This is a genomic window from uncultured Draconibacterium sp., from assembly GCF_913063105.1.
Taxonomy (GTDB): Bacteria; Bacteroidota; Bacteroidia; order Bacteroidales; family Prolixibacteraceae; genus Draconibacterium.
The window spans coordinates 142,696-157,143 of the sequence record NZ_CAJXYQ010000004.1; the positions used below are offsets into that span (position 1 = coordinate 142,696).

Annotated in this window: 10 protein-coding genes; 1 reads left to right on the forward strand and 9 read right to left on the reverse strand. The window is 39.5% G+C overall.

Annotated features, from left to right (window positions below):
• Nucleotides 1-2: 2 nt before the first annotated feature.
• From QZ574_RS05330 to QZ574_RS05370, 9 genes are all read right to left on the reverse strand, one after another.
• Nucleotides 3-1,001 carry a nitroreductase family protein gene (locus QZ574_RS05330; protein WP_297087554.1) on the reverse strand — a complete coding sequence of 333 codons (999 nt, stop codon included), beginning with the start codon at nt 999-1,001 and terminating at the stop codon, nt 3-5.
• Nucleotides 1,002-1,013: 12 nt separating this feature from the next.
• Nucleotides 1,014-2,549 (reverse strand): oligosaccharide flippase family protein, encoded by a 1,536-nt coding sequence (locus QZ574_RS05335; RefSeq protein WP_297087556.1) that lies wholly within the window; start codon nt 2,547-2,549, stop codon nt 1,014-1,016.
• A gap of 24 nt (nt 2,550-2,573) precedes the next feature.
• Complete coding sequence (locus QZ574_RS05340; protein WP_297087558.1) at nt 2,574-5,339, reverse strand: SPOR domain-containing protein; 2,766 nt, start codon at nt 5,337-5,339, stop codon at nt 2,574-2,576.
• A 5-nt stretch (nt 5,340-5,344) separates the two neighbouring features.
• Entirely contained in the window at nt 5,345-6,097 is a 753-nt protein-coding gene (locus QZ574_RS05345) for a TolC family protein (protein WP_297087560.1), read from the reverse strand.
• Nucleotides 6,090-7,298 (reverse strand): sugar transferase, encoded by a 1,209-nt coding sequence (locus QZ574_RS05350; RefSeq protein ID WP_297087562.1) that lies wholly within the window; start codon nt 7,296-7,298, stop codon nt 6,090-6,092. Before QZ574_RS05350 ends, QZ574_RS05345 begins: the two co-directional genes overlap by 8 nt.
• Before the next feature lie 9 nt (nt 7,299-7,307).
• Nucleotides 7,308-7,673 (reverse strand): response regulator transcription factor, encoded by a 366-nt coding sequence (locus QZ574_RS05355; protein ID WP_297087564.1) that lies wholly within the window; start codon nt 7,671-7,673, stop codon nt 7,308-7,310.
• A gap of 127 nt (nt 7,674-7,800) precedes the next feature.
• Nucleotides 7,801-8,466, reverse strand: coding sequence for a hypothetical protein (locus QZ574_RS05360; RefSeq protein ID WP_297087566.1), 666 nt, complete (start codon nt 8,464-8,466; stop codon nt 7,801-7,803).
• Between the two features lie 38 nt (nt 8,467-8,504).
• A complete protein-coding gene (locus QZ574_RS05365) occupies nt 8,505-10,817 on the reverse strand; it encodes a type IA DNA topoisomerase (protein ID WP_297087569.1) in 2,313 nt (770 codons plus the stop codon).
• A gap of 373 nt (nt 10,818-11,190) precedes the next feature.
• The gene (locus tag QZ574_RS05370) at nt 11,191-11,775 is read right to left on the reverse strand and encodes a thioredoxin family protein (RefSeq protein WP_297087571.1); all 585 of its coding nucleotides are present in this window, start codon (nt 11,773-11,775) and stop codon (nt 11,191-11,193) included.
• Between the two features lie 150 nt (nt 11,776-11,925).
• Here QZ574_RS05370 and ligA point away from each other — a divergent pair, with 150 nt between their 5' ends.
• The gene (gene ligA, locus QZ574_RS05375) at nt 11,926-14,445 is read left to right on the forward strand and encodes an NAD-dependent DNA ligase LigA (protein WP_297087573.1); all 2,520 of its coding nucleotides are present in this window, start codon (nt 11,926-11,928) and stop codon (nt 14,443-14,445) included.
• Nucleotides 14,446-14,448: the final 3 nt, after the last annotated feature.

Consider the following 14,448-nt stretch of genomic DNA (forward strand, 5'->3'; position numbering starts at 1 on the left):
AATTAAAGATGCGCTACTGTAATTTGTTTCGCCGTTTTTCGGGGCGATGATGCAATAGCAAGTTGTTCGGGCACCTTTCCACAGGCTATAACCAACAAAACAACTTCGGTATCCGGAATATTTAAAATTTCTCTCATCTTTTGATCCCGGTCGTCAGACACGCTCCAGTTTAAGGAACATGCTCCTATCTTGTAAAAATGTAAGGCATTCAATAAGGTCATGCTAAACATTCCGCCATTCAGGTGGTTTTCGTTACGCTCGTGTATATCTTTTGTAGTTGAAATTACGGAACTGATAACCAGCAATGTTTCAGCCAAATGCCCAAAACCTCTGTTCCCGTTTTGAATTTCAAGAATTGCTTTTTTCTGCTGTTCTGATTTTACAATGTGTACCCGCGTTGGCTGACGGTTGCAAAACGATGGCGATTTCTGTGCCAAATCAATACACTTGTAAAAAGTATCTAAAGGAATTTCTTCGGTAGTAAAGTTACGCACTGTATACCTCGACATACAGAATTTATCAAAACTTGCATTTACATCAGCAAAATACGCTTCCGAATTAATGTGCAGTTGTTTTAATCCCTGCACAGCTTTAAAATCGCTGGCAATTCGTTCCAGTTTTGTTTTTATTTCATCATCCAGGTCATAGCCAACTTCCTGGTGAAATTCAAGATATTCGCGCAGCACCGACACTGCCTGGTTAAATTCGAGGTCGGATTCAAGATTTAGCTCTTTGTATCGAAAAACATTATCTGCAAGGCCATTTACAACAGCTCGTCCAAAACCGTGTCGCGGTTCGGGCATGGTAAGTCCTTTTTCAACAATATGATAAGATAGCGTTAAATCGCGTTTAAGTTTCTCTTCCCGCGAGTTGTTATAAACCTTATCGCGCACCCGTCGTTTTAAATCGGGCAAAACAGCCTTTTTTGCCGTATGTAAATAATACCTGTATAAAACTTGTTTGGGTAAAAGTTTTTTGATTTTTGATGTTATCGTCCCCATAGTTGATTGTGTTTATATGGGCACAATGGCCCTGAGTTTTGTAAGTCCCGTTTTTAATGGTTGATAGATCAGGTCGCGTTCGTACTGGTTCATCGAGGTAAACCAAAAAGTTGGAATATAACAGGCCGAAAAGAGTACAATTGCCAGAGCCAGGTTAAGCACCGAGCTGGTATCAACCTGTTTAAGAATAAAAAAGGTTACGCCCCCAAGTGCGGCAGGTGCAACGGCCATTTTTCCTATTTCTTTCCAGAAAAGCGGTATATCAATCGCTTGTTTTTTGAAATAATAAATATTCATTATTAACACATGCCCAATCACCAGAGCAGAACCGATGGCAAAAGCACATCCAACTCCACCGTATTTTTTTACCAGTAAGAGTTGCATTACCAAACTTAAAACGGCGATGGCTATATATAGTAGTGCCCTGAATTTAATCTGATTACGTGCCTGAAGAATGGTTATACCCACATTCTGGATCAGCGGAATGATGAGTGGAATAAAAAAGCATAAAGTAATTAAATAGGTGTCTTCGTATCCTTTTCCTGCCCACAAATCAATAAACTGTCGGCCAAATAAAATAAAACCGGTTAAAATAAATGCCATTACCACAAACTGAATTCTGCCGGTACGAATAAAAAGGTCTGAGATTTCCTTTTCTGATTTTTCGCGAGTAGCCATTGCAGTAACTTTCGGTAAAAAAACGCCTTGAATAGCGGTTGAAAATCCCATGTACATTTGCTCCAACTGAATGGCTACAGCAAAAACGGCTACCGCTGCAGTTCCGGCAAAGGCTCCCAGCACTAACTGCCCCGAACTCCAGTAAAGCCGATCGATTATGGCCCCAAGGAAAATATAAAAGGAATAACCGGCTAATTCTCCCATAAACTTCCAGTTAAATTTTACATATCTGATTTTAATGCGGAGTTTACTTCGGCAATACCAAAAGTTTAGCAGCTGTGTGCTAACATTAAAAACGGTAATAAGTACCACCATTCCAATGGCTCTAAAACCAAGTTCCAGCAATACAACCATTATTAGTGTATTTAACAAAATACGGCCAATCTGAACTACTTTTAGAAATACAAATTTCTCGTGCGCAGTAATTATGGAGCCAAAAATGCTAAACGGGAAAGTGAAGGTGAGGTTAAAAACCATTAACAGCATTAGTATGCGCGTGGTTTTTAATTCAGCAGGTGTTAAAGTAGCGCCAAAAAGTGTTTCTACATTGGCATACAAAATCATACCTGCGCCAAAGGCAATAACCCCGATTAAAGAATACAGCATAACAAACATGCCATACATAGCCTGCAGTTCGCGCTGTTTTCCTTCGGCTCTGAATTTTGCAGTATAGCGTACAATGGTATTTCCAAAACCCAAATCAAGAATGGTGAGATAAGCAACAACCGAAGCTACGAGCGAATACATTCCATATTCGCTTTGTCCCATCATTCGTAGCATGTACGGTGTATAAACCAAGCCAACCACGTTGCTTAGTCCCATAACAACGTAGGATAATAAAGCCCCTGATTTTAACTGATTAACCTTCATTTTATCGTCCCTGTAACTTAATGGCTACCTAATCACCCAGTTAGGATTCGCTTTCAGAATCCAGGCTTTTGATTCCGGATCGACCTGCAAATATTTTTGCAAAATTGCATTTGCTTCCTGATGTGAATCAAATTCTCCGATGAGCACGGTAAAAAGGTCAGCATTTCGTTTTGCGCGAAGAGGTTTGTAGCCCAATTCGATTAACTGCTCCTGGTATTCCTGTGCATTTGTTTCTTTTGAAAAACTTCCGCCAACCACATAAAATTTTTCCGTGTTTTGCACCAGAGATTTTTGGGTTTGTATTTTTTGGTTTGCTTTTGCTGTTATATTAAAGTCATTATCCTTTATTGTAAGCGATTCAGCATGTTCCTCTTCCGGCATTTGGACTGCTGTTTCATCCGATTGTATTGTAACCACCGGAACAGTTACCAATGCAGGTTGTTTGCGTGCTTTTGCCCTGGCAATTGTATTACGCCCCAGAGTTAACGAAGTAAAAACCGAAAGCAAAACAAGTAGTAACCACAACATGGTGCGGTTGTTGCGCTTTTTCATTTTTCGCTTTCCTCTTTTCGAAAGCAAACTTCGTTTATTAAAAAACTGCAATTGAAAAATATCTTTCATTTTTTGGCGAAAGAACGAACGTTTACGAGGCAAATCGCCAATAACATCCTCCATTTGCTGAAACTCAACGCCATTCAGCCACACTTGTGTTTTTTTGTCGCCACACTGCTCAAGAATATCACTCAATGCATATTTATCAGCTTTTGTCCAGGCCCGGTTAGCACGGGTTACCAGAAAGGAATGATCGGTATTTTTAAATAAATTTATGGGATACGAATGTGTACGAATGCCCGGCAGTTCGATAAAAACATAATCGAACATGCTGGTTGATACCGGGCCAGAATCGGTATGAAGCCCCTCAAGGTTTTCGGTTTTATGAAAACTATTATCAATAGTGTATTTTTTCAGTTCAACGCCCTCAACACCTTCTACATCGTTATAGGTGTAAAACAGCACCTTATACCCTATTTTCGATAATTCTTTAACCAGCAACATTATTAATGTTGTTTTGCCTTCACCTTCAAGATTACTAAAAATGATATTCGTTTCGGGGCCCTTAGGCTGTTCTTTATTTTCGGCGTTCAGAATTAAACGACGTGCAATAATTTGCAGACTTTTTTCCTTTACTGCCGCTATATCAATTTTACCACTGTTTCGGGCCAGGTTTGGAAAAATAGCCGCTACTTTTAAGCCCATAAATTGTTCGGCACGTACCTGCGATTTGATATTACGGTCTAAAAATTCAAGTACAATAATTACAAAAGCAGGAATAAAAACACCGATAATAAAAGCAATGGCCAATAAAAATTTTCGTTTACTTGGTTTGGCAACTATCGGGAAAAGCGGTAGGGCAACAATCTTCAAATTTGAATTCAGCTCTACATTTTGTTGTTTTAGTTTGGCAACTCCAAGGCTGTACAACAACGAGAGGTATTCCTTTTCTGCCACATCAATTTTACGTTCCAAACGTTTCATGGTGGCGCCCAGCGGAGCATAGCTTTCAAACAAGCGATCGAATTCAAGGTTTTGAGCCTCGGCAACAACCAGTTGTGCTTTGGTGGATTCGTATTCAGCCACGCGGTCAACCCATTCGGCTAAAACATTATCGGTAGGCACTCCCTGTGTGCTGTTATCAATGTAATATTGTTCGCCAACTGATGTTCGCAATTGCTGCTCAATTTCAAAAGCCCTGGTGCGCAGGTTGCCAATTTCTTCAATCAATTGCTGTTCATTAACCTCTGACGTCTGGTCTTCAAAGGTTTTCATTGCTATATCAAGGTTTACCTGGGCCAGTTCTTTTCGCAAATCGTAAATACGCTGGTTGGTAATGCGCTGTTTTTCACGGGTTGACATCTTATTTTCGAGTACCTCGATAACTCTTGCTGCACCGGCATTGGCCAGTTTAATATCCAGATGTTTATTATTAAACAGTTCTTTTTCGGCAGCAATATGCCGGGTTTGCTCGTAGTAGTTAATAATTGAATTTGAACGGTTAAATTCCAGCAACTCGTTTTCGGCTTCTTCCAGTTTATCGGTTGCCAAAGCAATTTGGGTTTCAAAATATTGAACAACAGCATCCGATTGATTTACTTTTATGTTGGTATAATTATGGATAAAGCGTTCGCATAAAATATCAAGTGTTCCCTTACATATTCCCGGATCGCTTGACTCGTAAATCAATTCAATTAAGTCTGAAGATTGTACTCTGCGAACCCTTAGTTTTGCTTCAATTTTATTGCTGCTGTAGTGTGGATGGTCATAATTCAGTAACTCATAAATAAAATTGTCATAACTTGAATTTTTAAAGTCATTCAGGTTCTTAATAGTTGCTTCTACATCATCTTTTACCACCAGGTCTTTTACCTTCTGGGGTACAATTTCCATTAAACTGCGGTACGATTTTGCTGAAATTATGGCAGGGTCGGGTTTTTCCAACATTAAGTGTTGGGCCAATAAACCAATCCCCACTTCTTCCATAGTTGTGCGCAACCGAATAATATTGATTAAATTATCAAAAGCCGCGTTGGTGGCAAAAAGATCAAGTTTAGAACTTTCCATTGATACGATTGAGGATCCAGTGGCAATTCCGGTGTAAACCCTGGTGCTGGTGCTGTATATTTTTGGTTGATCTTTGGTAACATAAAACACCATCGCTACAAGCAAAATAGGCAAAACTATCAATAGCCAGATATGTCGTAATAAAAGCCGTATAAAAAATAAAAGGTTCACCTGTTCTATTTTTTTAATTGTATTTTAGTTCCAACCGTTTCCTCGAGAATCATAAATGCCGTAATAAAATCTGTTTTTGCATCTTCCAAAGCCAATACAGCTTTCGACAGCATATCATCCAAACGTGCATAATCCGAGATATTTATTTTACCATTTTGGTAATCGTTTTGTGCCCGTAACATTTGCACCCTGTAATTTTCAACGGCATTATTTTTTATAATCATTCCGCGGTGTTCTTTCACCACATTGCCATACTGGATAATTATAAGCTGACGAAGTTCTTTTATTCTTGCTTCGCGCTGATAACTTAACTTTTCTTTTTCGGCTTTAGCAACTTTTACATTGCTTTTATCGGCTAACGACGAAATAGGCATTTTTAAAAACAGCCCCCCGTAATAGCGGGTTTGCTGTGTTTTAGCTGTTGACAGTTCAACATCACCAAGCTCTTCGCTCAACACAATATTATCGAATAAGCCATATTTTACTCCGCCTTCAAAACCCAGCCAACGCATCCATTCACGTCGTTCTTCTAGGATCATGTATTCTCCAATAGCCACATCGGCATCAAGAATTTTAAAAACGGGTGAATATAAAATCGCATTTTCCTGCAATTCTGCCAATGGAGGCAACATATCCACAATATCTTTCTCAAACGAACTGTTTTCGATAAGTTCGTTATAAGTTTGCGCATTAAGTGCTCCAAAATAGCAGCTAAAAACAAATATTGATGCAAATATTTTTACTAAATTCTTATACATTCTCTTTTTGAAATACAGCTTTAAATGTTCTGATAATAATCCAAATATCTTTCCAGAAAGAAAAACGGCTATTGGCAATTTCCGAATACGTATTATCCAACTGTTTTCTTTCTTCGGGCGACATTTTTGAGGTTTTACCTCTGGCCTCCACCTGCCAGAGTCCGGTTATTCCGGCCGGCCCGTTAAAACGGTCTGTCCAATCGTCAGTCGTTAACATTTCTGCTTCGTAAAGCGGCAAAGGCCTGTTTCCAACTATCGACATATCGCCTTTTAACACATTTATAAGTTGAGGCAATTCGTCGATACTTAATTTACGAATTATATGACCAACTTTTGTTATTCGCGGGTCGTTTTCGAATTTTACAAAAGCGCTTTCCTGCTGTTCCTTTTTTTGCTGAATATGGGAAGCTTCATCTACCTGAACATCGTCGCCAAAAAGAATGGTGCCCGAAGCTGTTTCATTGCTCGTTTCGGTTTCGGCAACCTGCTCCTCAATTGCAGCTTCTTCTTCCTCTGCATTTTTATATTGATTGAGGTGCTGAAATTCTTTAAGGCGCTGGTCAGCATCAGGATACATCGATCGTAGTTTCAGAAAATTAAAAATACGATAACCTGTTCCAACCCTTTTTGAAATGTAATAGACTTTTCCTTTTGACTCCAGACGAATAGCAATGACAAAAACAATTAAAAGCGGAGATAAAAGCAGTAATGCCAGTCCTGAGAAAAAAATATCGAAAGTACGCTTAAAAAAAGGTGTTTTATAAATATGTGTTTCCGGTTCGCTTTTTTCTTTTTTCATAAGTGCCATTCGCGGCTTTAAAACGGTAAGGGTTTTTAGCCGCTTATACACCATCTCTGCATCAACGGGTTTCTGAAAAAAATCGTCAACCTTTTTTTCAAATGCATTTTTTATGTCTTCTTTGGTTTTTTCGGCTGCTAAAACCACATAAGGAATCTGATTTACCCGATCAAACTCTTGAACAAAAGTTTCATGAAAATCGATACCATTAATTCCAGGCATTTCACGCTCACAAATAATACCATCGGCATGATTGCCTTGCTTTAACCAGTTAATGGCATTTAAAGCATTCGGAAACGATATTAATTTGGCATGTCCGGATTGTTCTTTAAACGATTCAGTAATTGTCTCATCTGATCCGATATAAAGAATGTCCAGCCTTCGTTTGTTTTTGATTGCCATAATAATTTTTTAGCGGTTCAGCACACGTTCAATTCTAATCAGTAATTCTTCCGGATTAAAAGGTTTTACGAGGTAATCTTCAGCTCCCATTTTCAAGCATTTAATCCGGTCGCTGCTACTGTCAAGGCTGCTAAGTACAATCATTGGCACATCTTTAAAATAGCCGCTTGATTTAACGTGTTCAATCAGCTCAAATCCATCAAGGTTGGGCATTTGCAAATCGGTAAGAATTAAATCAGGGATGTTACCTTCCTGCAACCAGGTTAAGGCTTGCAGACCATCTTCTTTGGTTTCAACATCAAAATCGGTGCTAAGAAATTGTACGATTAGCTTGCTTATCGACGATTTATCGTCAACAACTAAAATCTTTTTCATTGCTTTTAATTAATGGTTTGTAAAATGTCCTCATAACAAATATATGATACTGAATAAAATAACAGCTATAATCTCTAAGAATTTGCTATATTTTGAGCAAAACGCCCATTGATTCCTTCCAATTTTCCTAGTGTTTTCTAGGAAAAAAGAAAAAACGAACGTACAAATAGCCAAGCCCCTCGCTTAAAACAGTGCGAAGCCCCCTGCTGGTTTGCCACCATCGTTTACCATTATAGCCCATATCTTCCACTGCCACTACTCCTACAGCTATGTGCTCATCAAGAGCTCTATCAAATAAATATTTACTTCTTGCCGCATGGCAACCCACTGCCAGCACATCAATTTTTGTTATATTAAGTTTATTATCCTTTATCCAACTATTTAACTTCAGGGCTGAAGTAAAAGTTCTGTTACGAACTACATTTCCTGTTGGCAAACTGGTAATATTGTCCGCTTCAAACCCCAGTTCAATAAATGTAGCGTAACTAAGTCCGGCCATAGTTTTTATATCAGCAATTGCATACCCAACCGACAGAATTTCGCCGGTTACAACCACCTGTTCATAATTTCCGGATTCGTACAAATCAATTGCAGCTTTAATTGCGTAGTCGGGCATTAAGCCATCGAGAACAAGAATTTGTCCGTTAACCGGATTCGACTGGCTCAGAAATTTGGGGATGAACAGGGCTAAAAAGAACAAAAATGCAGTAAAAAACAGCAGAACCAAAACACGCCCTATCCATGTAAGACGGTAACATTCAGACTTCTTAACAAGCTTCAATTTAGCAGGCATATTGTTCAATTCGGTTTCAACCAAATCTACACAATATTTTAAGAGGAAGCAATAATTTCAAGCACCAAATCTTTTGTTAAATTGCGGCCGGCAGCCTTTTGTCTTATCGCCTCGAAAGAATAACGAAAATCACACCCTTGTTTCCAGTTACTGCAACCATAAGCAGTTTTTCCTTTTACCAGGTGTCCTTTTCCACACTTTGGACACAAGGGCATTCCAGTGTCAGCAAGCTTTTTACCGGGTGATTTATTTTCAAAACTTACGTTAAAATCGCTGGTGAGTTTAAGTATACCTTCCACCATTTTTTCGCCCATTTTAAAACCTTTCAATTTTGTGGTAGCACCTTTTTTTAGCAGCCGTTCAACTTGTTTATCGCTTAGCTTTTTACCCATAAAAACAAATGGCAGCCTAAAATCACAACCTTCCTTCCACCGGTTGCAGCCATAAGCGTTTTTACCTTTCAGCACTTTTCCCTCCGAACATTTTGGGCAAGTCATTACTGCATTGGCGTTGTCAACTGCCTTTTTCCCTTTTCCTGTTTTACTTTTCCCTTTTGCCTTCCTTTCCGGTTCAGGAGCTGCAAGTTTTACCGAGCTCCGATCTCGTAGCACTTCAACAACCAAATCATAAACCATACGTTTCATCTCGTAGATAAACTTCGATGCACTGTACTCTCCCTGCTCAATTTCGCGTAATCGTTTTTCCCATTGCCCCGTTAATTCGGCCGATTTTAACAGTTCGTTTTGAATGGTATCAATTAACTGAATTCCCATTTTTGTTGGATGTATCTGCTTTTTTTGCCGCTCGATATATTTGCGGCGAAACAAGGTTTCTATAATGGCTGCACGTGTTGATGGACGACCAATACCGTTGGCTTTCATCAGGTCGCGCAACTCCTCGTCGTCCACGTTTTTACCGGCAGTTTCCATGGCCCGTAACAACGAAGCTTCGGTGTAATAACGCGGCGGCTTGGTTTCCTTTTCGGTAAACGACGGCTCGTGCGGACCATGTTCTCCTTTCTCAAAAACAGGAAGAATGGTATCGCCATCGCCACTCCTGGAATTCTCATCCTGAAAAACTACACGCCAACCGGGTTGCAGAATTTGTTTCCCCGTAGCCACAAATTGCACCGTATCCACCTCTGCTTTTACCTGTGTTTTTGCCACCTTACAATCGGGATAAAAAGCCGCCAGAAAGCGTCTGGCAATGGCGTCATATACCTTTTTCTCGCTTCCACCCAACAATTTCTCTTCACCAGTTGGAATAATCGCATGGTGATCGGTAACTTTTTTATCATTAAAAACCTTCGTCGATTTTCGGATTTTCTTTGCCAGCAACGGCTGCGCCAATTCGCTGTAACTTTTTAATCCCTTTAAAATTCCAGGTATTTTGGGATACTGATCGTTAGGCAAAAAAGTGGTATCAACACGCGGATAAGTAACCACTTTCATTTCGTACAAGCGTTGTACTGTTTTTAAAGTTTCATCGGCAGTTAGTCCAAAACGCGTGTTACAATGCACCTGCAAACTGGTGAGGTCGAAAAGTTTCGGGGCATATTCTTTTCCGTCTTTCTTTTCAACATCCGTAATATACAAGTCTTTACCCAAAACCTGGTTCAGCAGTTTTTCACCGTCTTCCTTTTTAAAAAATTTCCCTTCGGTATTGCTAAAAACCGTTTCGCGGTATGTGGTCTGCAGCTCCCAGTATGTTTGCGGTTTAAAGTTTTCTATTTCGTAATGACGGCTAACCAACATGGCCAGCGTAGGTGTTTGTACTCTCCCTATTGATAAAACCTGCTTATATCCACCGTATTTTAGTGTGTACAAACGGGTCGCATTCATGCCAAGCAGCCAATCGCCAATGGCCCTTGAGCTTCCGGCATAATACAGTTGATCAAAATCGGTGGCAGCTTTAAGGTTTTTAAAGCCATTTTTAATGGCCTCGTTGGTAAGCGATGATATCCAGAGCCGTTGCACAGGGCCTTTATAGCCGGCTTCTTTCATTACCCAGCGTTGAATAAGTTCTCCCTCCTGCCCGGCATCACCACAGTTGATAACGCTACTAGCGTTATCTAGCAATTTTTTAATGGTATTAAATTGTTTGGTAACGCCTCCGTCGCCTGTCATAACCTTGGTTTCAAAACGATCGGGCAACATAGGCAAAGTCTGAAGGTCCCACTTTTTCCAACTGGCCTTATAGTCCTCGGGAGGCCACAGCGTACAGAAATGGCCAAAGGTCCAGGTTACCTGATAACCGTTTCCCTCGTAATAACCATCTTTTCGCGAACCTGCACCAATTACCTGGGCAATTTCTTTGGCAACACTTGGTTTCTCTGCTATACAAACAATCATAAGTGCTGCAAATATACAACGAATGCGTTGCGCTAAAAAAGGGAGTTATTAACAAGCTTTTAAGAAAGATGGATGCGAAGATTGAATTCAATTGTTAAATTGTAAAACTGTTAGATTGTTAAATTGCAATCTACGACTGAGACTGAAAACTGCGACTGAAACTTTTCCTCCTCTCGGTGAAACTCCGTGTCTCCTTGATGCAACTCTGTGGTAAAAATTAATTATTGAATGGTTAAATTGATAAATTGCAAAACCTAAGATCACTCGCTCCGTAACTTGTGGTCAATAAACGTTTCATCGCAACAGATCTCTCGCTTTGCTTCGAGATGACAGAGCGCCGAAAGTTCTTCCTTTTTACTTTTGCCTTGAAACGCTACCAAACCAAATCACAGGCATCGGCAGGCATCCAGTGTTTATGTTTACCATCCCATTTTACGTTGCAACCAATTGGGTTGGTAACCGGTACCGAAATTTCTTTCCCTCTGGTCAATTCCTCAAGAGCATTATCCAAATCGTTTACTGTGATTTTTGAAGCATCGCGCGGACTGTCAACTCCCCTTCCGGTGTAAACCAGTTCACGATTTTCATTAAACACATAAAAATGTGGTGTTCGCAAAGCTCCGTATGCCAATGCAATTTCCTGCGACTCGTCGTGCAAATACTTCCAGGGGAACCGGTGTTCCTTCATTCGCTCTACCATGTGTTCAAAATCATCTTCCTTGTAAGTGTGTTTACTGTTGGAGTTAATTCCTACAAACTCTACACCCAGCGGTTTAAACCTTTCTGCTGTTTTTCGGGTAATCTCGTCGCTGTTAATCACATAAGGACAGTGGTTGCAGGTAAAAAACACAACAAGGTATTTCGATTCCTTAAAGCTGTCCAAAGTGTAGTTGTTTCCATCGGTTGCCGGAAGATTAAAACCAATTGCTTTTTTTCCTATTTCAAGTGTAAATGCCATAATTCTATTTCTTTTTACTACTTAAAGTATTTCGCGTGAAAATTGTTTAATCGCACCAATTGTAAATTTGGCATGAAAAATTTTATGCTCGTTTCGTCCAACAAATTATCTTTGAAAAATCATCTTGAAACATTTACAATTAGTGTACAAATGAGCAGCGAACAGGACATCAAACGAATTAAAGAATTGCAAGCCGAACTGGCGGAACACAACTATAAATATTACGTTTTAGCGCAACCCTCAATCAGCGATTTTGATTTCGACATGAAGTTGAAAGAGCTGGAGCGCCTGGAAAAACAATACAAGATTAACGATCCGAACTCACCAACACAGCGCGTGGGAAGCGATTTGAGCACGGATTTCAGGCAGGTTACGCACAAATACAATATGCTGTCGTTATCGAATGCTTACTCGCAGGAAGAGCTGAAGGATTTCGACAACCGCATTCAGAAAATTATTGGCACCGACGATTTTGATTATGTGTGTGAACTGAAATTCGATGGTTCATCAATTAGCCTGACTTACGAAAATGGAGAACTGGTGCGTGCGGTAACCCGTGGCGATGGGGTGAAAGGCGACGATGTAACGACCAACGTACGTACCATTCAATCGGTACCCTTAAAGTTGCGAGGAAACGATTACCCCGAAAATTTTGAGATACGTGGCGAAATTTTAATGCCATTCGACGTTTTTAACAAACTGAATGCGGACTTAGAAAAAGCCGGAGAACCTTTATTGGCCAATCCTAGAAACACAGCAGCCGGAACGTTAAAAATGAAAAATTCGTCGGTGGTAGCATCCCGGCAACTGGATGCCTACCTGTATTACCTTTTGGGAGAAAAACTACCGGAAGACGGGCACTACCAAAACCTGCAGAAAGCGCGCGAATGGGGTTTTAAAATTTCGGAACATACGCAGCTGTGTAAAAATATTGATGAAGTGTTTGCTTTTATTGAAAAATGGGACAGCGAACGTTTTAACCTGCCCGTTGCTACCGATGGTGTAGTTATAAAAGTAAACTCCAGGAAACTGCAAAACAACCTTGGTTTTACCGCTAAATCGCCCCGCTGGGCCATTGCCTATAAATTTAAGGCCGAGAGCGTTTCAACAATATTAAAATCGGTTTCGTACCAGGTAGGCCGCACGGGCGCTGTAACACCTGTTGCCAACCTCGAGCCGGTGCACATTGCCGGAACAATTGTTAAACGTGCCTCCTTACACAATGCCGATATTATAAATAACCTTGACCTGCACCTTGACGACACGGTTTTTGTGGAAAAAGGTGGTGAGATCATTCCGAAAATTACAGGTGTTGATCCGGCAAAACGAAATCCGAATGCTCAGCGAGTTAAGTTTATTGAATTCTGCCCAGAGCCTGAATGTAAGACGAGACTAATCAGAAAAGAAGGGGAAGCCGCTCATTACTGTCCGAACGAAGACGGCTGTCCGCCGCAAATAAAAGGCAAGATGGAACACTTCGTCAGTAGAAAAGCAATGGATCTCGAAGGACTTGGTAAAGAAACTTTGAGTTTGTTATTTGATAAACACTTAGTTAAAGATGTATCTGACATTTATAACATACCGAATAACGAAGATCAAATTGTTGGATTAGAGTCATTAAAAGAACCTGAGAATGGACTTTTACTTGGAGAAAATCGTATTCCTGTTGATCGATTATTGTTTTGTGTAAAAGGGGCACCTGCATTGAAACATATACAGTCGTTACTCGAAACTTATTCTAAATCTCAGTTATTTGATTTAGATACAGAATCAATTAAAAACTCGTTAAATATAAAAACTGATTTAGCTGAAAATATTCAAAAGTATTTCAAAAAAATACAACGAGTTAAAAGAGTAGTGCTTAAAATGTCTGAAAATGAAAATTCAGTTTTCCCTTCTGTTGTACTCAATGAAATAGGAGGAATATCAAAAGAGAAAGCCGAACTTCTAGAAGAAAAGTACATTTATTACTATTTTATTAGTCAATTAAAACAGAAAGAAATAGAAGAAATCAGCTTTTTGGATTTCTTTGAGAAAGCACGATTAAACGATTTTTTAAATGATAAAAACATTCAACATCAAAAGCTTAATCATTTAGGGAAAAATAGCATCCAACAAAAAACCTTTGACAATATCGTTCAAGGAATTGAAAAAAGTAAAGAGGTCCCATTTGAACGTGTTTTATATGGTCTTGGAATTCGATTCGCTGGAGAAACAGTAGCGAAAAAGCTTGTCAAAGAATTCAAAAGTATTGAAAGGCTTCAAACAGCTACTATTGAGGAGATGGTTGAAGTTGAAGATATCGGAGAGAGAATCGCTGAAAGTGTGAAAGTTTATTTTCAAAATGAAAAGCATTTGCAGCTCATTGGCAAACTTAAAATAGCTGGTCTTCAATTCGAGGCTCAAGAAAAGGAATCAAGTTCAGACCAAATATTGAATGGTCTAACTTTCGTTGTTACTGGAAACTTTGGTTCAAAAGTTATCAGGGAAAATCTCAAGTTGAAGATTGAAGAACTTGGTGGTAAAGTTTCTTCAAGCATCTCAAAAAACACTGATTACTTAATTGCTGGAGAAAAAGCTGGACCAGAGAAATTGAAAAAAGCAGAAACGATAGGCGTAAAAGTTAGAACTAAAGACCAATTCGAAGAAGAATTTAACATCAACCAATAAAAT